The 21,247-nt window shown below is 62.2% G+C and carries 21 protein-coding genes; 7 read left to right on the forward strand and 14 right to left on the reverse strand.

Translation table 11 applies throughout. The features are described 5' to 3' along the window. Window positions 1-59: 59 nt before the first annotated feature. On the reverse strand, window positions 60-1,634 hold the full coding sequence (locus tag F3H35_RS01645; RefSeq protein WP_149777918.1) for a lysine--tRNA ligase: 1,575 nt from the start codon (window positions 1,632-1,634) through the stop codon (window positions 60-62). A gap of 120 nt (window positions 1,635-1,754) precedes the next feature. Between F3H35_RS01645 and F3H35_RS01650 the strand changes: the two genes are divergently transcribed. The 4 genes from F3H35_RS01650 to cueR all read left to right on the forward strand — a co-directional run bounded on the left by F3H35_RS01650 (window position 1,755) and on the right by cueR (window position 5,576). After that, the gene (locus F3H35_RS01650; protein WP_149777919.1) at window positions 1,755-2,180 is read left to right on the forward strand and encodes a tellurite resistance TerB family protein; all 426 of its coding nucleotides are present in this window, start codon (window positions 1,755-1,757) and stop codon (window positions 2,178-2,180) included. A 23-nt stretch (window positions 2,181-2,203) separates the two neighbouring features. Continuing rightward, complete coding sequence (locus F3H35_RS01655) at window positions 2,204-2,596, forward strand: L,D-transpeptidase (RefSeq protein WP_223228281.1); 393 nt, start codon at window positions 2,204-2,206, stop codon at window positions 2,594-2,596. Window positions 2,597-2,676: 80 nt separating this feature from the next. Then, entirely contained in the window at window positions 2,677-5,181 is a 2,505-nt protein-coding gene (locus F3H35_RS01660) for a heavy metal translocating P-type ATPase (protein ID WP_149777921.1), read from the forward strand. An 8-nt stretch (window positions 5,182-5,189) separates the two neighbouring features. Continuing rightward, window positions 5,190-5,576: a Cu(I)-responsive transcriptional regulator gene (gene cueR / locus F3H35_RS01665; RefSeq protein ID WP_149777922.1), complete on the forward strand. Its 387-nt coding sequence runs from the start codon at window positions 5,190-5,192 to the stop codon at window positions 5,574-5,576. 77 nt (window positions 5,577-5,653) lie between these two features. On the opposite strand, the gene F3H35_RS01670 is transcribed toward cueR, so the two are convergent. Continuing rightward, entirely contained in the window at window positions 5,654-6,844 is a 1,191-nt protein-coding gene (locus F3H35_RS01670; RefSeq protein WP_149777923.1) for a cytochrome P450, read from the reverse strand. Window positions 6,845-7,140: 296 nt separating this feature from the next. Beyond that, window positions 7,141-8,136, reverse strand: a complete 996-nt coding sequence (ftrA, locus tag F3H35_RS01675; protein ID WP_149777924.1) for a transcriptional regulator FtrA — start codon at window positions 8,134-8,136, stop codon at window positions 7,141-7,143. 66 nt (window positions 8,137-8,202) lie between these two features. Between ftrA and F3H35_RS01680 the strand changes: the two genes are divergently transcribed. Continuing rightward, window positions 8,203-8,601, forward strand: coding sequence for a nuclear transport factor 2 family protein (locus F3H35_RS01680; RefSeq protein WP_149777925.1), 399 nt, complete (start codon window positions 8,203-8,205; stop codon window positions 8,599-8,601). 303 nt (window positions 8,602-8,904) lie between these two features. On the opposite strand, the gene F3H35_RS01685 is transcribed toward F3H35_RS01680, so the two are convergent. From F3H35_RS01685 to ectA, 4 genes are read right to left on the reverse strand one after another with little or no spacing between them, the layout of a single operon-like run. After that, window positions 8,905-10,344, reverse strand: a complete 1,440-nt coding sequence (locus F3H35_RS01685; RefSeq protein ID WP_149777926.1) for an aspartate kinase — start codon at window positions 10,342-10,344, stop codon at window positions 8,905-8,907. 42 nt (window positions 10,345-10,386) lie between these two features. Next, window positions 10,387-10,779: an ectoine synthase gene (locus F3H35_RS01690; protein WP_149777927.1), complete on the reverse strand. Its 393-nt coding sequence runs from the start codon at window positions 10,777-10,779 to the stop codon at window positions 10,387-10,389. Window positions 10,780-10,786: 7 nt separating this feature from the next. Further along, window positions 10,787-12,079 carry a diaminobutyrate--2-oxoglutarate transaminase gene (gene ectB / locus F3H35_RS01695; protein WP_223228282.1) on the reverse strand — a complete coding sequence of 431 codons (1,293 nt, stop codon included), beginning with the start codon at window positions 12,077-12,079 and terminating at the stop codon, window positions 10,787-10,789. Between the two features lie 47 nt (window positions 12,080-12,126). Continuing rightward, complete coding sequence (gene ectA / locus F3H35_RS01700; RefSeq protein ID WP_149777928.1) at window positions 12,127-12,657, reverse strand: diaminobutyrate acetyltransferase; 531 nt, start codon at window positions 12,655-12,657, stop codon at window positions 12,127-12,129. A gap of 233 nt (window positions 12,658-12,890) precedes the next feature. Between ectA and F3H35_RS01705 the strand changes: the two genes are divergently transcribed. Further along, the gene (locus F3H35_RS01705; protein ID WP_037295970.1) at window positions 12,891-13,367 is read left to right on the forward strand and encodes a MarR family winged helix-turn-helix transcriptional regulator; all 477 of its coding nucleotides are present in this window, start codon (window positions 12,891-12,893) and stop codon (window positions 13,365-13,367) included. Between the two features lie 25 nt (window positions 13,368-13,392). On the opposite strand, the gene F3H35_RS01710 is transcribed toward F3H35_RS01705, so the two are convergent. The 7 genes from F3H35_RS01710 to F3H35_RS01740 form a co-directional block, all read right to left on the reverse strand. Beyond that, window positions 13,393-13,983, reverse strand: coding sequence for a hypothetical protein (locus tag F3H35_RS01710; RefSeq protein ID WP_149777929.1), 591 nt, complete (start codon window positions 13,981-13,983; stop codon window positions 13,393-13,395). After that, entirely contained in the window at window positions 13,980-14,825 is an 846-nt protein-coding gene (locus F3H35_RS01715) for a carbon-nitrogen hydrolase family protein (protein WP_149777930.1), read from the reverse strand. Before F3H35_RS01715 ends, F3H35_RS01710 begins: the two co-directional genes overlap by 4 nt. Before the next feature lie 5 nt (window positions 14,826-14,830). Further along, window positions 14,831-15,244: a hypothetical protein gene (locus F3H35_RS01720; protein WP_007816360.1), complete on the reverse strand. Its 414-nt coding sequence runs from the start codon at window positions 15,242-15,244 to the stop codon at window positions 14,831-14,833. A 67-nt stretch (window positions 15,245-15,311) separates the two neighbouring features. After that, window positions 15,312-16,676, reverse strand: coding sequence for an FMN-binding glutamate synthase family protein (locus tag F3H35_RS01725; RefSeq protein WP_007816359.1), 1,365 nt, complete (start codon window positions 16,674-16,676; stop codon window positions 15,312-15,314). Between the two features lie 48 nt (window positions 16,677-16,724). Continuing rightward, window positions 16,725-17,594 (reverse strand): GltB/FmdC/FwdC-like GXGXG domain-containing protein, encoded by an 870-nt coding sequence (locus F3H35_RS01730; protein WP_149777931.1) that lies wholly within the window; start codon window positions 17,592-17,594, stop codon window positions 16,725-16,727. Further along, entirely contained in the window at window positions 17,582-18,526 is a 945-nt protein-coding gene (locus F3H35_RS01735) for a class II glutamine amidotransferase domain-containing protein (protein WP_149777932.1), read from the reverse strand. The genes F3H35_RS01730 and F3H35_RS01735 overlap by 13 nt, the downstream gene beginning before the upstream one ends. A 77-nt stretch (window positions 18,527-18,603) precedes the next feature. Then, the gene (locus tag F3H35_RS01740) at window positions 18,604-20,082 is read right to left on the reverse strand and encodes a glutamine synthetase family protein (protein WP_149777933.1); all 1,479 of its coding nucleotides are present in this window, start codon (window positions 20,080-20,082) and stop codon (window positions 18,604-18,606) included. 451 nt (window positions 20,083-20,533) lie between these two features. On the opposite strand from F3H35_RS01740, the gene F3H35_RS01745 reads away from it, so the two are divergent. After that, on the forward strand, window positions 20,534-21,223 hold the full coding sequence (locus F3H35_RS01745; protein ID WP_149777934.1) for a FadR/GntR family transcriptional regulator: 690 nt from the start codon (window positions 20,534-20,536) through the stop codon (window positions 21,221-21,223). Window positions 21,224-21,247: the final 24 nt, after the last annotated feature.

Raw genomic sequence — 21,247 nt, forward strand, 5'->3', positions numbered from 1 at the left:
CCTCGGGTCAAAGGCGGAACGCTTTAGCAAGCGCCTTCCGATGCCGCCAACTGCGCGGATTACGCCAGCTTGCCCGCCAGCGCCTCGTCGATCAGCGCGATCGTCTCATCGACACCGTAAAGCGCGATAAACCCGCCGAAACGCGGCCCCTGGCTGGCACCAAGAAGCACCTCGTAAAGCGCCTTGAACCAGTCGCGCATCGGATCGAACCGCTCGCGCCCGCAGGCAAAGACAAGGCCCTGCAACTCTTCCGCATCGGCCGGTCCGTCCCATGCCTTCAGCCCGTCGCGCAACGCCTCCAGCGCCTCGCGCTCCAGATCGGTGGGCGCGCGATAGGTCTTTTCGGGCTTCACGAAGTCATTGTAATAGCGCACCGCGAATTCGGCGGCAGCATCCAGATCGGCATGGGTCTCAGGCGTGGCCTCGGGCGCATAGCGGCGAATGAAGCCCCATAGCGTGTCCTTGTCCTCGGCCCCGGCGACCGACGCAAGATTGAGCAGCATCGAGAACGGCACCACCATCCGGCTTTCGGGCACATCGCCGCCATGCACATGGAACACCGGGTTGTTCAGTTGCTGCGTCACATCCTGATCGGGATAGGCGCGCAATTGCTGGTGATACTCGTCCACCGCCTTGGGAATCACATCGAAATAGAGCCGCTTGGCGGTCTTCGGCTTGAGATACATGAAATACGACAGGCTTTCCGGCGCGGCATAGCGCAGCCATTCCTCCATGCTCAGGCCATTGCCCTTCGACTTCGAGATCTTCTGCCCAAGCTCGTCGTTGAACAACTCATAAGACAGCGACTCGGGCGGGAGTTTTCCAAGCGCCTGACAGATTCGCGTGGATTGCCGCACGCTGTCGATCAGATCCTTGCCCGACATCTCGTAATCCACGCCAAGCGCGGCCCACCGCAGCGCCCAATCGGGCTTCCACTGCATCTTGACATGACCGCCCGTCACCGGAACCTCGACGCGCTCGCCATCGGGCTCTTCATAGACGATGGTGCCTTTCGCGACATTGCGCTCCAGCGTCGGCACCTGCAGCACATGCCCGGTCTTGGGGCTGACCGGCAGGAAGGGCGAATAGGTCTGCTGACGCTCTGCGCCAAGCGTCGGCAGCATGATCTCCATGATCTTGTCGAACCGTTCCAGCGCCACCAGCAGCATCTCGTCGAACTTGCCCGAGGTGTAATACTCGGTGGCCGAGGCGAATTCATACTCGAACCCGAAACTGTCCAGAAACGCGCAAAGACGGGCGTTGTTGTGCTGCGCGAAACCTTCATGGGTGCCGAACGGATCGCGCACCTTGGTCAGCGGCAGGTTCAGGTCTTCGCGCATCTGCTCCTGATTGGGAACATTGCCCGGCACCTTGCGCAGCCCGTCCATATCGTCCGAGAAACAAAGCAGCTTGGTGGGAATGTCGCTCAGCATCTCGAAGGCGCGGCGCACCATCGTGGTGCGCGCCACCTCTCCGAATGTCCCGATATGCGGCAGGCCCGACGGGCCATAGCCGGTCTGGAACAGCACATATCCCTTTTCCGGCGGCGCCTTCTCATAGCGTTTGAGAACGCGGCGGGCTTCTTCAAAAGGCCAGGCTTTCGAATTCATCGCGGCGTCGCGCATCTCGGACATGATAATTTCCTTTGTTAGCCCCGGTGCGGAACGCGACCATGGGTCGCCCGCTTCCTATTGCCGAGGGGCGGGACAGTCAATATTCTGCACTGCAACACGCCCCTTTGAAAGGCCACCCAGATGCCCGACACGATCCCCCATCCCATGACCCCTCAGGACTGCCTTGTGGCGGTCATGATCGCGGTCTCGGCCTCGGATGAAAACATCCGCACCGCCGAACTGGTCAAGATCGAGTCGGCGGTCAACAACCTGCCGATCTTCGGCGATTACGATGTGGACCGCGTTCAAATCATGGCCCAGACCGTATTCGACCTCTTCAGCGAGGAAGACGGGCTTGACGCGCTGTTCGGTCTGGTGCGCGCCAACCTGCCAGAACGGCTTTATGAAACCGCCTATGCGTTGGCCTGCGACGTGGCCGCCGCCGATGGCTCGATCCAGCACACCGAACTGCGCCTGCTCGAAGAAATCCGCTACGAGCTCGAACTGGATCGCCTCCACGCCGCCGCCATCGAACGCGGTGCGCGCGCGCGCCACATGACGGTGTGATGCTCCGGCAGGCTGCCGTCTCAATGCTTGTGCTGTGGGGCTGTGCCGCCCATGCCGCAGAGCTTTTGGTGCGCATCGACCTGTCGGATCAGGAAATGACGGTGCTGCTCGACAATGCCCCGGCCCATAGCTGGCCCGTGTCCACCGCGCGGGCCGGTAAATTCACGCCGACGGGGCTTTATTCGGTGCAGTCCATGGTGCCGATGCACTACTCGACGCTTTATGACAATGCGCCGATGCCGTGGTCGATCTTCTTTTCCGGCAACTTCGCCATTCATGGCACCACCCAGACCGACCGGCTTGGCACACCCGCCTCGGCCGGCTGCGTCCGCCTGCACCCGGATGACGCAAGAATGCTCTATGACCTCGTGCAGTCTTATGGCGTGGACAAGACGCTGATCGAAATCGTCGACTGAGCTTTCGCGCCACCCCAAAGCGCCGGCCCTTGACCTTCCCGTCACTGGAAGCCTTATGTGAAGGTGCGAAGGGAAACACCATGGCACAAGACAAACTCCGCATCGAAGTTCAGAACCTGTCCTGCGCCGGCTGCGCCGGTCGCGCCGAACGCGCGCTGCAGGCTGTGCCGGGTGTCTCCGACGTGTCGATCAATTTTGCGACCGGCACCGCCCAGATGCAGATCGACGGTGCCGATCTGCACGACATCACCAACGCCCTGCAGGCCGCCAACTATCCGGCCCGCGAAGCGACGCTGACGCTCGCCGTGTCCGGCATGACCTGTGCCTCCTGCGTGGGCCGGGTCGAAGACGCGCTGCGCGCGCGCCCCGGCGTGCTGGAAGCGTCGGTCAACCTTGCCACCGAACAGGCGCAGGTCCGCTACCTGCCCGGCGCCACCGATCCCACCGAGCTTGCCCGCGCCGTGACCGAAACCGGGTATCCCGCACGCCCCGCCGAAGACCTCTCCGACGATCAGGCGACCCGCCGCGCCGCCGAGATCACCCATGCCCGCCGACTGACCCTTGTCGCGGGCCTCCTGACCCTGCCGGTGTTCATTCTGGAAATGGGCGGGCATGTGATCCCGGGCTTTCACGCCCTCGTGCATCAGACGATCGGCCATCAAAGCTCGTGGATGATCCAGTTCACACTGACGACGCTCGTGCTTGTCTGGCCCGGTCGTGGCTTTTTCACCCGTGGCGTGCCCGCCCTTCTCAAGGGGGCGCCGGACATGAACAGCCTTGTCGCGCTCGGAACCTCGGCGGCATGGGGCTTTTCGACCATCGCCCTCTTTGCCCCCGGTCTTTTGCCCTCGGGCGCGCGCGCCGTCTATTTCGAAGCGGCCGCCGTGATCGTCACCCTGATCCTTCTGGGCCGCTGGCTCGAAGCGCGCGCCAAGGGCCGCACCGGCGCCGCGATCCAGAAACTCATCGGCCTGCAGGCTCATACCGCCCGCGTCGAGCGCAAGGGCAAGGTGACTGAGGTGGCCATAGACACGCTCGGCGTCGGCGATATCGTCCATGTCCGCCCCGGTGAGAAGATCGCCATCGATGGCGAGATCACCTCGGGCCACAGCCATGTCGACGAAAGCATGATCTCGGGCGAGCCGATCCCCGTCGGCAAGGCCCCGGGCGACAGCGTGATCGGCGGCACGATCAACGGCGAAGGCGCGCTCATCTTCCGCGCCACCAAGGTGGGCCGCGACACGATGCTGTCGCAGATCATCTCGATGGTCGAAGAGGCTCAGGGCGCCAAGCTGCCGATCCAGTCGCTCGCGGATCGCGTGGTACGCATCTTCGTACCGGCGGTGATCGCCGTGGCGCTGACGACCATCGCCGCCTGGCTGTTCTTCGGCCCCGATCCCGCGCTGACCTTCGCGTTGGTGGCGGGTGTGTCGGTGCTCATCATCGCCTGCCCCTGCGCTATGGGCCTGGCCACGCCCACCTCGATCATGGTGGGCACCGGGCGCGCTGCGGAACTGGGTGTGCTTTTCCGCAAGGGCGATGCCCTGCAAAAACTGGACGAGGCCAAGGTCGTCGCCTTCGACAAGACCGGCACCCTGACCGAGGGCCGCCCCCGCCTCACCCGGATCGACACCGCCAATGGCCATGAGCGGGACGCGACACTGGCCCTGATCGCCGCCGTCGAAAGCCAGTCCGAACATCCCATCGCCCGCAGCATCGAACAGGCCGCCCGCGACCGTGGCCTGACCCTGCCGCAGGCCCGCCAGGTCAAGGCGATCACCGGCTTCGGCCTGTCGGCGAACGTGGACGGCCACGACGTTCTGATCGGCGCCGAACGACTGATGCGCCGCGAGGGGATCGACACAACACCGCTTGCCACCGCCCTTGCCCGCATCGCCGCCGACGGCCAAACCCCGGTCTTCGCGGCCATCGACGGGCGGCTTGCCGCCCTTCTCGCCGTGGCCGACCCGGTCAAGCCCACCAGCCGCGCGGTGATCGACAGCCTGCATGCCAGCGGCCTCAAGGTGGCGATGATCACCGGCGACACGCAGGCCACCGCACAGGCCATCGCCGCCGAGCTGGGCATCGACCATGTCGAGGCCGAAACCCTGCCCGATGGCAAGGTCGCCGCAATCGACACGCTGCGCGCGCGCTTCGGCAGCGTGGCTTTCGTGGGCGACGGCATCAACGACGCCCCGGCCCTCGCCGCGGCCGATACCGGCATCGCCGTGGGCAGCGGCACCGATGTCGCGATCGAAGCCGCCGATATCGTGCTGATCTCCGGGGATCTGTCGGGCGTGGTCAACGCGCTGCACCTGTCGCGGGCCACCATGCGCAACATCCGCCAGAACCTGTTCTGGGCCTTCGCCTATAACACCGCGCTCATTCCGGTCGCGGCGGGGGCGCTCTATCCCGTCGCCGGTCTCATGCTGTCACCGATGCTGGCCGCAGGCGCCATGGCCCTCAGCTCGGTCTTCGTGCTGTCGAACGCGCTGCGTCTGCGCCGCGTCGGCGCCGCCATGGACCGCCCCGACGCCTCGCATCCGCCCACACCATCGGCACAGCCCATGCCCTTGCATCAATGAGGTCCGCCATGAATATCGGGGATATCGCCAAACGCACTGGCCTGCCCGCCAAGACCATCCGCTATTACGAAGAGATCGGCCTTGTCACACCGCATCGCGAAGCCAATGGCTACCGTGTCTTCGACGACAAGGACATGCACCGCCTGACCTTTCTGGCGCGGGCCCGTGCGCTCGGCTTCCCGATCGAGGATTGCCGCACGCTCCTTGCCCTCTACAAGGACGACACCCGCGCCAGCGCCGATGTCAAACGCATCGCCCAGGACCATCTTGCCCAGATCGAGGACAAGATCCTGCAGCTTCAATCCATGCGCGATACGCTCACCCATCTGGTCCGCGAATGCGCCGGCGACAACCGCCCCGATTGCCCCATCCTCAAGGATCTCGCCAAGGGCTGAGGGACACCCCCCTCACAAGGCCGGCGGCGTCGGCGGGACGCGTGCGCCCCTCTCACATCCCGTACACGGATGGGAACTCACTCAACCAGACTGTAGCGTATGGGAAGCCGCACAGCACCCGTATTGCCACTATCGGGAAGCCATTCCGGCCCTGAACCATACGCCACCGTCTTGAATGTCCGCCGCAACGCGCGCAGCGCCGCGGCCATGTCGGTGCGCGCCACGAAATGCCCGATGCAATGATGCGCGCCGCCCCCGAACCCGAAATGCAGCTTGCGCTTAGCGGTGATGTCGAAACCGGGATCGTCACAAACCAGAGGATCACGGGCCGAGGCATGGACCAGCAGATGCAGCACCGTGCCCGCCTTGATCTTCTGCCCGTTCACCTCGACATCTTCCACCGCCTCGCGCGTCGCCCATGTGGTGGTGGGCCGGGCGCGGATGAATTCCTCGATCGCCGCCGGGATCAGCCCCTCATCCTCGCGCAGCGCCTGCCATTGCGCAGGGTTCTCGATGAACAGCGACAGCCCAAGCCCCAGAAGCGCCCGCGTCGTATCGACCCCGCCGAAGATCGAAATCACGATGGTGTTCAGCAGCTCCTCATGGATGCAATCGCCATTGGCGTCGAACTCCGCCACCATCCGCGCCACGTAACTGGAGTCATCCTCGCCGCGCCGCACCCGTGTCACCAGCTGATCGGCCAATTGAAAGAGCGTCTCGCAGGCCGCGTTGAACCGGGCTTCATGGCGCTTGGCCTCGATCCCCATCGCCAGCCCCAGATCGGCGGCATTATGCGCCACAAGCGGCCAGGCCTCGCGCTCCATACCCAGAAGCGTGGTGATCGCCTGACCGGCGAAGGGCGTGCAGAACGCCTCCTGAAATTCGCACCTGTCCGTCTCGCGCAGCGTGGCGCACAGATCCTCGGCGATGCGATCGAACGCCGGGATCAGGCTTTCGACATAGCCCTCCGACAGCGCCGGCACCGCCAGCGCGCGCAGCCGCTTGTGATCCTCGCCCTCGCGCCCGATCACCGACTGCCGCCAGAATTCCGCGAACCGCCCTTCGATCCCCACGGTCGCGGGCCAGTTGTGACTGCCTTGCCGAAACCGCCGGTCTCGCAGGATGCGCCCCACCTCCATGTAGCGCAGCACCGCCAGCCCATAAGGCGTGCGCGCGCACCAATGCGCCTCCCTCGCCGCCACGACTTCGGGCCCCCGGGTGGAAACGGCAGGATCGCTCAGATCCAGATAGGGCAAGGCGTCGGTCATGACGTATCCTCGTTCAACACACCGCTCGCGAGAATATCACGCTCTCCCCGGTCTACATAGTCGCGGATCGGCCTGCCCTGATCTCTGCGCTCGCCTTGGCTGCGGCAGACACAGGTTCAGTTGGGACAGTGAAGGGGGCAGTTCGGGATGGCGCAGACCCTCCCCTCGTTTCGGTAAGCAGACGCAAACGGCCCTGAGCGGACGGTCGTGTTGTGTGCAGCGAACGGCAGTTAGGAGCCCAGAGTCGCAAATGCTGCGCACCTCACCAACGACTGCTTTAGCGTCGCACCTTTAGCTTAGGACAGGTTCATCCGCTCTCGGTATTTGATCGGAGGCACACCAATCAATTTGCGGAACTCTCTACGAAAGGTTTCAGGCGATCCGAAGCCACAGGCTTGCGCTACATCGGACAAGGGAATGGCGGCATTCTCAAGCAATTCGGCAGCGCGGAACACGCGCTCGGCTCTAAGCCATTGCATGGGCGTCACTGCTGATTCTTCATGGAAACGCCGCGCCAGCGACCGCGCACTTGTTCCAGCGACCTTTGCCATCCGGGCAATGGGCCAGCTTTCGTCCAGTGATGTTCTGATTTTGTCTTGAAGGGCGGCAAGGTTCGAGCCGCCCCGCGCACGTGGTTCCGGTCTGGGCACGAACTGGCGCTGTCCTCCGTCGCGTTGGGCAGGCAGGACCAGTCTTCTGGCGACACTGGTCGCGACTTGCGCACCGTAATCCTGACGGATGATATGCAGCCCGAGGTCCAAGCCCGCGGCAGACCCGGCGGATGTGTAGATTCCGTCTTTGCCGACAAACAGGACGTCCGGATCCACAGTCAATTCAGGGAACCGGGACGTCAGCAGATCGGTGTAGCGCCAGTGTGTCGTGACCGTTTTCCCATCAAGCAATCCTGCGGCGGCGAGGACAAAAACTCCCGAACAGATCGACGCGATCCGCGCGCCCTTCCTATGTGCCGCGCGCAAGGCGGAGCATAGCGCCGGGGGCACGGGTGAATCGACGCCACGCCAGCCCGGCACGATGATCAAGCTGGCCTCTTGCAACGCGGCCAGATCGCTTTCGGCGTCAACCGCAATCCCGCCCATCGCCCGCAACGGCCCAGGCTCCGCCTTCACCGTCGCGAACCGATACCACTGTTTGAATTCAGGACGCGGAAGCGCAAACAACTCGACCGCGATGCCGAATTCGAAAGTGCAAAGCCCGTCATACGCAATGGCGCATACAAGAGGGTCGCGCGCCGCCATTTGCAATCTGGCAGAATCTGGCCGAACATTGTCCATTTTGCCAGTATCGCCTTTGATCCCGAAATGGCAAGTCTGTTTCAACAATTTAAATGGAGACCCTCAATGACTGCACCAAACGATCTTATCGCCGCCGTGAACCTTTACCTCGACGGCATCCATGAGTGTGACACCGAAAAACTGAACACTGTCTTCCACTCAACGTCGAGCCTGTTCGATTCCGACAAAGGTACGGTCTTCGCCGAGCCTATCGAAAGTTTCGTGCAAGACGTCGGCACGCGGACGTCACCGGCAAGTGTCGGCCAAGACCGAGACGCTGAAATTCTGCTGATCGACTACCTGTCCCCGATCAACGCCACCGTGAAAATCCGCATCCGCGCCCATTGCAATGTATTCGTCGACCACCTTGGCTTCGTCAAAGGAGAAGCAGGTTGGCAGATCGTTTCCAAAATCTGGCATCTCGAGAGCGTTGTCGAAGGCGTCGCAGATCCGAACGCGGCCTGACTTTAAACACGGCGGAGCAGTCGTTCAGCAGTTGCAGATGAATGACCGCTCTGTCCTGCATAGCGGACCTTCGTGGTGAGCGCGGCGAACTTCTGCTTTCCGCCCTTGTCGCCAAATGCGGCGCCCAACACCATGGTCCGAGAAGGACCCAAACGCACCATCCACCACCCCAGACAGCCAAACGGCCTGACCAAAGGACGCTACCCCTATCCACTCCCCCCCACAAAGAAAAAGCCCCGCCGGACCAAGGGAAGGCCGGACGGGGCAAGTCGCTGAATTTTATCAGGTTTATGTCGCCGCCTTTCAGGCGGCTTTCTTCTTCGGCTTCAGCTCCGCCACCTCGGCAGCGGGCAGGAGCGCGCCGTGCAGCGCACCGATTGAAGCCGCCAGCGATTCTCTGGGAACGACGAATTGCACATCGACCGAGCGGGTCGTCTGATGCGCGGCCAGCACCTCGACACCGTCCGTGGCCAGCGCCTTGAGCCCCTCGCCCAACACGTTCAACCCCGACAGATCGCGCCCGATCACCGCAGCGATGGCCAGCGGCTGGATCGTCAACTCGGCGCTTGGATAGACCTTGTTCAGATCCCTTTCTACCTTGCGCAACTCGCGCAGGGGCGCATCCACGTAATGCGTGATCGTGTTGGCGTTCGAGGTTTTCGAAACGATCCGGATCCCGTGCCGCGTCAGCAATTCGAGGATCTTGGCGTCATATCCCTTCACGCCAACCATATCCTGTTCGAACAACTCCAGCGCATGCGCTTCAAGCCCGGTGACGATCTCGGCGCCCGGCGCGTCGGCGGGCTGATCGTCGATCAGCGTGCCGGGATCATGCGGCTCGAACGCGTTGGTCACCCGCAGCGCCACATCCGCCTGACGCAGGGTCTTGGCCGCCTTGGGGTGGATCGCCTCCATCCCCATGTTCGACAGCTGATCGGCCACGTCGTAATTCGTGTGGCCCAGCTTGCGCACCTTGCCCTTGACCAGCTTCGGATCGGCCGAGGACAGGTGGAACTCCTTGTGGATGATCGCCTCATGCGCGCCGGTCAGCGCCGCGATGCGGCTGAACGTCACCTCGGAATAACCGCGATCGAACTCGGCCATCAGCCCTTCGCGGCATTGCGCATAGCCGGTGACGATGGGCATTTCCTCGGAAAGGTCCACATCGTTCAGACCGTCGCGGATCCGCTCTTCCAGAGTCATTTCCCGCTCATCGCGCCAGCCCGACAGATCGACGAACCGCGCATTGATGCCCGCCCGGCGCAGCGCCAGCGTGGCCACATAGGCCGAATGCGCCTCGCCCAGACCGGACAGCAATTCGCGCGTCAGCATCATGTGCTGGCTCAGGCGGAAATGCCCGTAGGAACACAACCGCTGCAAATCGATCAGGCAGTTGCGCACACCCTCGACACGGTCGCGCACGAAATCATCCGCATCGCTCAGATCGGCGGGATTGCCCAGAACCGCGCCATGCGCCTCGCGCATGCCCTTGGCCACGCCCGACAGCGCATCGAGCCAGCCGTGATCGTCCTCGTCATTGGCAAAGCGCGCATAGACGCCCGCCTCTCCGGTCTTCTTGTGCTCCAGCAGCAGGTCTGTAATGCCGCCAAAGGCCGAAACAACGAAAATCCGGTCATAGATCTTCGCGGGATCGTCGCGCTTGAACAGCGTTCCGATCAATTCGTCCAGCCGCGACATCGATGTGCCGCCGATCTTTTCGACTGTATGGGTCGATTGGGTCATCTTTGCTCACCCCCGGGCTTGCGCCCAGGGGCGCCTCTGAGTTCAGGATACTTCTTCGGGCGCCGCGTAAGAGCCGTCCTCGCGGTGCACTTCCCGACCGGTCACCGGCGGGTTGAACACGCAGGCCATCACCAGCTCTTCCTCGGCGCGCAGCGTGTGCCGGTCATGCTCGTTCAGGGCATACATGGTGCCCGGCTTGATCTGATGGGTCTCCCCCGTCTTCAGATCGGTGATCGAGCCTTTGCCCTGCACGCAATACACGCTTTCGAAGTGGTTCTTGTATTCGAACGTGTGTTCGCTGCCCGCTTCCAGGAACGTGATATGAAACGAAAACCCCATTCCATCATCGGCCAGCAGCATCCTCACGGATGTCCAGCGCGCATCTGAAACCGAGTTTGCGGCCTTCACCACATCATCGAAATGTCTGACGATCATCTTATTTTCACTCCGCTGCGATCTTGTTTTGCACCGTCGCATTTCGGGCGGCATCCAGCAGGATGTCCAGTCCCTTGCGCAACGTCTCTTCGGGGATGGTCAGCGGTGCCAGCACCTTGACCACCTCGTCATCCGCGCCCGATGTCTCGATGATCAGGCCGTTCTCGAAGGCGCGCGCACAGATATCGCCCGCCATCTCGCCCGAACCCACATCGACACCCTGCATCATGCCGCGCCCCTTCAGACGCGCACCCGGCACCACATCGGCAATCGCCTGCAGCCCAGCCGTCAGGATCGCCGACTTGTGCTGCACCTCGTTCTGGAACGTATCATCGGCCCAGAACTTCTCGAGCGCGACGCGCCCGGTGACAAAGGCATGGGTATTGCCGCGGAAGGTGCCATTATGCTCGGCGGGCTTCCAGATGTCATGCTCGCGCTTGATGAGCAACGCGGCGAACGGCAGGCCAAAGCCCGACAGCGATTTCGCCTGTGTCACCATATCCGGCTCGATCCCGGCGCTTTCAAAGGCAAAATAGGTGCCCGTGCGTCCGCACCCCGACTGGATGTCATCGACGATGAGCAGCGCGCCCAGCTTCTTGGCCAGACGGGCGACACCCTGCATCCATTCATCGGATGCGGCGTTCAGGCCGCCCTCGCCCTGCACCGGCTCAAAGATGAACGCCGCAGGCGCATCGACACCCGATGACGGGTTGTCGAACATCATTTCCATCTGGCGCAGCGTGTCCATCTCGTCGCCGAATGCGCCATCGAACGGCATCCGCGTCACGCCACACAGCGATCCACAGCCCGCACCGGCCCGCTTGCCGGCATTACCGGTCAGCGACAGCGCGCCCATGGTCATGCCGTGAAAGCCATTGGTGAAAGCCACGATATTGCGGCGCCCCGTGACCTTGCGCGCCAGCTTCATCGCTGCTTCCACGGCGTTCGTGCCGGTCGGCCCGGTCATCATCACCTTGTAGTCCATGCCCCGCGGCTTGAGGATATTCTCCTCATAGGCCTCCAGGAACCGGGCCTTTTCCTGCGTATACATATCCAGACCATGCGCGATCCCGTCGCCCGCGATATGAGCGACCAGCGCCTCTTTCATGTCCGGATCGTTATGCCCGTAATTCAAGGACGAGCATCCGGCCAGAAAGTCGATATAGGTGGTGCCGTCGGCGGCCGTCATTTCGGCGCCCTTGGCCTTGGTGAACACCGTCTCGAAGCTGCGGCAATAGCTGCGCGCTTCCGATTCACGGCGTGTAAAGATTTCAAAGTCGGCTGACATGTCAGTCGGCATGGCGTTTCCTTTATGTCTGGTGGGTTGAAGGCTGGCGCAGGCCGCGATCAGGCGGCGCGCTTCAGCGCTTCGGCGAAGTCGATCGTGACCATATGCTCTGTGGCATGGCGTCCGTCGAAATGGTCCTCGCGGGTGTAATGTGGCTGGCTCTTCAGCTTGCCACCGATTGTTTTCGAGAATTTCCCGAACAGCGCCCAGGAGGCATCATTGCTCAGCGTGATCGTGGTCTGCAGACGGTTGACCGTCTCGCATTCCTCGCGCTCGGTCAGCGTCTTCAGCATCCGCGAGCCAAGCCCCTGGCCGCGCGCCTTTTCAGACACGGCAACTTGCCACACGAACAACGTCTCCTCGTCCGACGGCATCACATAGGCCGAGATCCAGCCCACCGGCACGCCGTCCATCTCTGCAAGGATACAGGTGTCGCGGAAATGGTCGCACTGGATCAGATTGCAATACATCGAATTCTCATCCAGCGGATGACAGGACGCGATCAATTCCCAGATCGCCGCACCATCCTCGCGGCATGGCTTGCGGAACGTGATCTTCGGTTTTTGTTTCGATCCTTCGATTGTATGCACGGCTCTGATCCCTTGTTGTTAGCATGACTAAGTATATACCTCCGACATTCTATTTCAACCGTCTAAGTATTTTTACGCGCTATATGCGGCAAATCGCGCATATTGAATGAAATTACCCTTAGTATTATATGTGTGTCATGGCACAAACAGTTAGACATATGAACCAAACTACTTCGCGGATTGCGGATTTCCGCAAAAAAAGTAATCTGTCGCGATCCTTGACGGAGATTGATTTGGACCGGACAGATATCAGCCTCATCGCCCTGCGACGCATCCTGCGCGCCACCGAGATGTATTCGCGCGATCTCGCACGCGAGGCGGGCCTGACAGCGGTGCAGTTGCGCGTGCTGCAGATCGTATCGGAAAAAGGCTACGCCACCCCGACCGAGCTTTCGCAGCGCATGGGCGTGACGCAGGCAACGATTTCGGTGCTCATCAAGAAACTGGAATCAAAGGGCCTGCTGACGCGGCAGCAATCCGAACAGGATCGCCGCCAGACCCGGCTTGGCATCACCCCCGAAGGCATCGCCAAGGTGCGCGCCGCCCCCGATGCGCTGCAACAGCGCTACGTCAAGCAGTTCGAGGCGCTCGACGATTGGGAACAGGCGATGATCGTCGCCGTTCTTGAGCGTGTGTCAACCATGCTCGACGCCAAGGATATCGACGCCTCCCCAGTGCTGGCCGTGGGAGATATCGACCGCTCCCACTGACCGGCTGACCGCGCAGCGCGGCGGGTCAGCGGATGGCCGGATCGGCGCTGCTCTGCGCCCAGTCCGGCTCGAAGCCCAAGACCTCCGTATCCGGCGGCAGCGCCGGATTGAACAGCTTGTTATGCGCCACCGTCGCCTGGTGCAGAAGGTTGTGCGGCGCCAGCCTCCAGACCTTGCACGACAGATCGAACCGCTGCGCGTAAGCGTCGAAAATCAAACGGCACCGCCCCGCCGCATGGATCTGCGCCGCCCCCGGTGATCCCGGCGGAAAGGTCGCCGTCAGGATATCCGAAAACTCCTCGGGCTTCTGGTAATAGGCCGATGACAGGAACCGGATCGCCTGATCGCGGATCTGCGCGGGATCGTTCGTCTTTGCCGCCATATGCTGCAACTCGGGCGTCACCGAATAGCCCGGCGCCTTGTTCATCACCGTGATGATATGGCCAAGCGGCTCCGCCTGATCCGGCAACAGCACCGCCGGCATGATCGGATCGCCGGGGCGCCCATCTTCATCGCGCATCGACATCTGCCTGACGCGGCATTGCCACTTCATGAAGGCCTTGCGCAGGGGATGGTCCGAAAAACTCTGTCCGAACTGTGCCGCCAACGAACTCATGCGACGCTCCTTCTGGGTTGGGTCAGGGTGAATGGCCGGTCGGCGGTCAGGCTCGGGATGCGTCCCTCGGCCCGGGCGATGTCATCAAGGTCGATACGGGCCTGCACCACGCCGGGCAGCGTGCCGCCATCGCAGATCACCTCGCCCCAGGGGCTGACGACCAGCGAATGGCCATAGCTTTCTCCGCCCCCCGGCACCGGCCCAATGGCGCAGGCCGAGACGACGAAGCGCGTGGTCTCGATCGCCCGCGCACGGTTCAGCACATGCCAATGCGCCTCTCCGGTCTTGCGGGTAAAGGCGGCAGGGCACAGCAGGATATCCGCCCCGCCCTGCGCCAGACTGCGGAAGAGGTGTGCAAACCGCAGGTCGTAACAAATCGTATGGCCGATCCTGCCGAACGGCGTGTCATGGATCACCGCGCGATGACCGGGGCTGACATGCGCGCTTTCGCGGTAGACCTCGGCCTCGGACAGCTGCACGTCAAAGAGGTGGATCTTGTCATAGCGCCCCCGGATCTCGCCCCGATCATCCAGCATCAGGCCACGATTGATGATCCGCCCGTCCGGCCCATCCACCGCGATCGACCCGATATTGATCCAGACTCTCCGCTTGGCCGCGAAATCCCGCATCGCCGCCAGAAACGGATGGCTCTCCTCGGGTGCGCTCGGCGGGGCCAGCGCACCATCTTCGGTGCGCAGACCGCCGCAATATTCCGGCAGAAACAGGATATCCGCGCCCGCCTTGACCGCGGCTTCGGCCAGCGGCATCGCCTCGGCCACGGCTCCGGCGAAATCGGGCCGGGGCCGTGTCTGCAGACAGGCGATATCAAGCGGGCGCGGCATATGCGTCAGAACTTCATATAGGCCTTGCGCAACGTGACCAGCGGATGCCGGTCGGACATCTGGAACTTGATGAGCATTTCACGTGCGATCATGTCCCTGTCCTGCTGGTTGTCGGGCAGCTCGATACTGTCGGGCACCCGCACCCAGCCATTGTTGTTGCGGTCAAAGACGGCAGGCGCGCCCTCTTCGTACCCCATATGCACATCCTCCAGCCAGTTCAGATCGTCCCAGCCCATCACCTCCATGTATTTCGTCAGGAAGGGCGTGATCCGGTCGTAATCCGGCACAAGGTTCACGTCATAACGATAGCCGATATGCTGGCCGATTTCCTTTTCGCGCTCGGATTCAAGTCCGGCGGCATCCTTCAGGAACTGGTCGACATCCTTGATCTCGGAGCCGCGATACTGTGTTCCAGCCATGGTTTAGTCCTCCTTTGGCGGGGTGGTGCCCTGCGCCACGGATCACGCGGCGCAGGGGCGGCCCACCTTAAAAGTGGTGATAGTCCTCGACGCCGACCGTATAGTTGGTCCCGGCCAGCGGCACCCCGGCCATCGCCGACGCCTCCATCGTCAACGCGGCCAGATCCTCGGGCTCCAACGAATGGATATAGGTCTTGCCGCAGGCGCGGGCGAAGAGCTGCGCCTCGATGGTGAGCGTGTGCAGGAAGTTGTAGACACGCTCCGCCGCCGCATCCGGGTCCAGACGTTCGCGCAGCTTGGGGTCTTGCGTGGCCACACCCACCGGGCAACGGCCCGTATGGCAATGGTAGCAATAACCCGGCTCGACGCCCATCTCTTCCTGGTAATTGGCCTCGGGGATGTCCTTGTTGCAGTTCAGCGCCATCATCGCCGAATGACCGATGGCGATGGCATCCGCGCCCAGCGCGATCGCCTTGGCCACATCGGCGCCGTTGCGGATGCCGCCCGCATAGACAAGGCTGATCTCGCCGCGCTTGCCCAGATCGTCGATGGCCTTGCGCGCCTGACGGATCGCCGCCATGCCCGGCACACCGGTATCCTCGGTGGCAAGGTGCGGACCGGCGCCCGTCCCGCCTTCCATCCCGTCGATATAGATCGAATCCGGGTCGCATTTCACGGCCATGCGCACGTCGTCATAAACCCGTGCCGCCCCCAGCTTGAGCTGGATCGGGATCTGCCAATCGGTCGCTTCGCGGATCTCCTGGATCTTCAGCGCAAGGTCATCCGGCCCCAGCCAGTCGGGGTGACGGGCGGGCGAACGCTGGTCGATACCTGCGGGCAGGCTGCGCATCTCGGCCACCTGGTCGGTCACTTTCTGACCCATCAGATGCCCGCCAAGACCCACTTTGCAGCCCTGACCGATGAAGAACTCGCACCCGTCCGCCAGAACCAGGTGATGCGGGTTGAAGCCATAGCGCGACTGGATGCACTGGTAGAACCATTTCGAGCTGTAGCGCCGCTCGTCGGGGATCATGCCACCCTCGCCCGAACAGGTTGCCGTGCCTGCCATCGTGGCGCCACGCGCCAGCGCGGTCTTGGCCTCATAGCTCAGCGCGCCAAAGCTCATGCCGGTGATATAGACCGGGATATCCAGAACCAGCGGCTTTTTCGCGCGCGGTCCGATCACGGTGCGGGTTTCGCATTTCTCGCGGTAGCCCTCGATAACGAAACGCGTCAGCGTGCCGGGAAGGAAGGTCAGGTCATCCCAATGCGGGATCTTCTTGAAAAGGGAAAACCCCCGCATCCGGTAGCGTCCAAGCTCGGACTTGATGTGGATGTCATCCATGACGCGCGGCGGGAAGATAAAGGAATCTCCCAGCCTGTAGGTGTCGCGCGCAAGGGGCTTCTTGGTGGGCAGATCGCCATCAGCCATGTGTCTGTTCCTTTTTGCGGGTAACGGAAGGCGCCGGGCGCCGTTCCATTACAGAATGAGTTTCTTCTCGGACGGCTCGAGGTTGTCGTAGTTCCACAACTGCTTGCCAGCCACGATCTTGGTGAAATGATCCACGCCCTTGTCGGGCATCAGCCCGTATTGCGTGAGCTTCCGGGTCAGCCATTGCCGGTCAAGATCGGTCAACTCGGCCTCGACCGCGTCAACGCCCAGCGACTTGATTTCGCCACCCACGAAGATCATCCCGTCATACATCGAATCGCCAAGGTTCTTGCCGGCATTGCCGCACACCACCATGCGTCCGCGCTGCATCATGAAGCCTGACAGCGCGCCGGTGTCGCCACCCACGATGATCGTGCCGCCCTTCTGGTCGATGCCCGTGCGCGATCCGACCGAGCCACGGCACACCAGATCGCCACCGCGCATCGCCGCGCCAAAGGTGGAGCCTGCGTTCTTCTCGATCACGATGGTGCCGGACATCATGTTCTCGCCGCAGGACCAGCCCACGCGCCCGGTGATCCGCACGTTCGGACCGTCGATCAGACCGACACCGAAATAGCCGCACGACCCCTCGATGATGAGATTCAGCTTGTTCAGGATGCCGACGCCAAGGCTGTGCTTGCCGCGCGGATTCTGCAGCACGATCGTGCCATAGCCTTCCTTCATCTTCTCGCGGATCGCGATATTCACCTCGGTCGTGGTCAGGTTGTCGGTGTCGATCTCGGTGCGCTTGTTGAAATCGACATCATACGCCCACGGATAGGTGTAGCGATCGGTGGCCTCGGGATCGAACTCGATATAGAGCGACTTGCCCGTCAGCTGCTCCGTGGTCATTCCAAGCGCCTTGGCGCGCTCGTCCTGACTCATCTGTTTCAATTCTGCGTCGGTTACGCTTGCCATACCCGGACCTCCTCGTCGTAAGGGTCATAAGTGTCGATTTCTTCCGGAAGGATCGCGCGGATCGCCACCTCTTCCGAGGCCATCGCGATCAGATCGTCGGATTCGTAGAGAACCAGCGGCTTCGCCGCCATCGTGTCCTTGGCCATGCCCAGCTGATCCTTGGTCGCCACCAGATAGGTGAACACCCCGTCGATCTCGCCGATGGACTTGCGCAGGCTGTCTTCGAGCGACATGCCGTTTGCCAGGTTATGCGCGGTATAGACCGCCAGCAACTCGCTGTCGCAATTCGACATGAACCGGTGGCCCTTGCGCTCCATCTCGCGGCGCATGATCCAGTAATTGGTGATCTGGCCGTTATGCACCACGCTCACGTCGTTATAGGGAAACGCCCAATAGGGATGCGCCGACTTGATGTCGACATCCGATTCCGTGGCCATCCGCGTGTGCCCGATACCGTGGGTGCCCACGAAATCGTTCAGCCCGTAAAGCCCTGATACGACCGATGCATCGCCCAGGTCCTTGATCAGTTCCAGACCCCGACCGATCGACAGGATCTCGACGCCGTCGACCTCTTCGATCATCTTGGCCATCTCGCCGATGCTCGCCTCGTCGCCGTCATGGCCCAGCACATAGCGATGGGCATATTTCGTGGCGCTCTGGCGGTCCTTCACGGTGGCTCCGCACTCGGACATGATCTCTTCGACCTCGCGCACGCGCGTCTCGAGGATCTGCGTGATCCCCCGGCCCTTGGCCATGTCCTCGGCCTCGGCCACCTTCAGCCGCAGGATATAGTCGCCATCCTTCGGTTCGCCGTAGACAGCATATCCGGTGCTGTCCGGCCCCCGGTGTTTCAGGGCTTGAAGCATCGCGGTCATCTCGGACCCGACATTCGCGCTCTTGCCCTTGTGGATCAATCCAGCAATTCCGCACATCTTGAATGCGCCTCCTCAGTTTGCGTCGTTCAGGGGGGCGGCAGGCATAATCGCCTGCCGCCAAGACATCGAATGCCTCAGGGCAGACACTCCATGTACATCTCTTTGTCCCACTCGGTGACGGTGGACATGAATCTCGCGACCTCGTCGCGCTTGTATTCGTCGTAAAGCCGGTACATCTCGCCGGGCAGGCCGCGCTGCACGGCCTCGTCCGCCGCCAGCTTGTCCAGCGCCTCACCCAGCGACATCGGCAGCTTCTTGACGTCCTTGCCCTCGGCCATCGCCGCATAGATGTTGCGCTCTTCGGGCTCGCCGGGATCGAGATTGTTCTCCAGCCCGTCATCCATCGCCGCCAGCAGGGTCGTGCCCATCAGATAGGGGTTCACCATCGAATCCACCGACCGATACTCGAACCGCCCCGGCGCCGACACGCGCAGACCCGTGGTGCGGTTCTGGAAGCCCCAGTCACTGAACACCGGCGCCCAGAAGCCCGTATCCCAAAGCCGGCGATAGGAATTCACCGTCGAACAGCCGATCGCGGTCAGTGCCTGCAGGTGATGCACCACACCGCCGATCGCCTTCAGCCCTTCCTTGCCCGGCATCTGCGGATCGTCCGTGTCGGGCATGAACGTGTTCTCGCCACCCTTCACATACATGTAGTTGTCGACCATCCCCGGAAGGTTGTCCGGGTCGTTGCCGCATCTGACGAACTCATCCTCGCCGCCATACCACAGGCTCATGTTGTGGTGGCAGCCAGACGCCGACACGCCCATGAACGGCTTGGTCATGAAACAGGCGAAAATCCCGTTCTCCCGCGCCACCTGCGCACAGATCTGGCGATAGGTGGTCAACCGGTCCGCATTGCGCAGCACATCGTCGAACATCCAGTTCAGCTCGAGCTGCCCCGGCGCGTCCTCGTGATCGCCCTGGATCATGTCCAGACCCATCTTGCGCGCATAGCGGATCACCTGCAGCGACACGGGCCGCAGACTTTCGAACTGGTCGATATGATAGCAATAGGGCTTCGAGAACCCGTCGCGCGGCTTGCCGTTCTCGTCGAACTTCAGCCACATCATCTCGGGCTCGGTGCCGATCCGCAGCTTGGTGCCGTGCTTCTTGGTGAATTCATCATGCAAGCGGCGCAGGTTGCCCCGGCAATCCGCCGTCAGATAGCCACCGGGATTTTCCTTTTCCTCACGGTTGCGGAAGAGCGTGCAATAGAAGCGGCCGATCTCGGGCGCCCAGGGCAGCTGCATGAAGGTTTCCGGCTCGGGGATGCCAATGAGTTCGGCAGCCTCAGGCCCATAGCCCATGTAATCGCCCGCGCGGTTGGTGAACAGGTTCATCGTGGCGCCATAGACCAGCTGGAACCCCTTCTTGGCGACACTTTCCCAGTGATCCGCCGGAATGCCCTTGCCCATGATCTTGCCGGTGACCGACACGAATTGCAGGTAAAGATACTCGATCCCCAGCTCGTCGATCTTCTTGCGTACTTGCTTGATCTTCTCGTCGCGCCCCGGCGCCTCTACGAATCTTTCCAGATCTGTCTCAGCCACTTTCATTCTCCCTGATGGTTCCGCCGCGGCCGGGTCTGACGCCCGCTTTACGGCTCTGTGATTGTCGCTCCACGCAGATGGGTAGAAGCGGCTCGGGCCGGGGTGGAGCCCCCCCATGCCGGACCCGCGGGATAAGGTCCTCGGCGGGACAGACTGCCCGCACTTGGTCCATTTTTGGTCAGTCCCCGCGCAGACCCGCCCGATGCGGCCCATATGGCCACGGCTTTGGCAAACTGTCGTTTTACGGTATCAGGAAACACCATTTGTGTTTGTCCCAGTCTTTGCCTGCCTGCCGTGACGCCCTATGTGTCACGCCGGTCGGTGGAGCGCGGATAAGCAAAGTGTTTCCGATGGCCGATCCAAAAGTCAACCACTTTTGATCCAATGCCAAATGAGTAGGTGAAATTTCCAAGGCTCTGGTATATTATTGGTTCAAAATCGAGAGGAAATGATGAACGCTTTAGCAGATCAGAAACTCGGTGCCGCGGATATCGCGGCTTTGATCCGACGCGAAATTTCCAAGGGCAGCCTGCAACTTCATGACCGCCTGCCCCCCGAACGCGTCCTCTCCGAGACCTACGGCGCCGCCCGTGGCACGATCCGCAAAGCCTTGACGCATCTGGAAAAAGAGGGCTTCGTCGAAACCCGCGCCGGCAGCGGAACCTATGTCGTTCACAAGCCCGACGAGACCTCGACCAACGCGATCCGCAACGCCACCCCCCTCGAACTAATGGACACCCGATTCGCGCTCGAGCCGCATATCTGCCGTCTCGCCGTGCTGCACGGACGCCATGCCGATTTCGACCGCATGGAAGATCTCTGCAACCGCATGGAAGAGTGCCTCGACGATCCCGTGGCCTTTTCCGAGGCCGACACCGATTTCCACCGTGCGCTCGCTGAATGCACCCGCAACGGCCTGCTGATCTGGATTCTGGACCAGATCGCCAATGTCCGCTCCGAAGACGACTGGACCCGGATGCGCCATCTCACGCTCGATTCGCGCACCATCGGGATCTACAACGTGCAGCACCGCCAGATCCTCAACGCGGTCCGCACCCGCGAGCCCGAACGCGCCGCGAACATCATGAAAGAGCATCTGGAAACCGCGCGCCTGTCGCTCACCCGCGCCTCTGAAACCTGACCGGCGCCCCGCTGAAACGGGCCT

Origin of the sequence: Roseovarius litoreus (genome assembly GCF_900142765.1) — a bacterium.
Classification (GTDB): domain Bacteria; phylum Pseudomonadota; class Alphaproteobacteria; order Rhodobacterales; family Rhodobacteraceae; genus Roseovarius; species Roseovarius litoreus.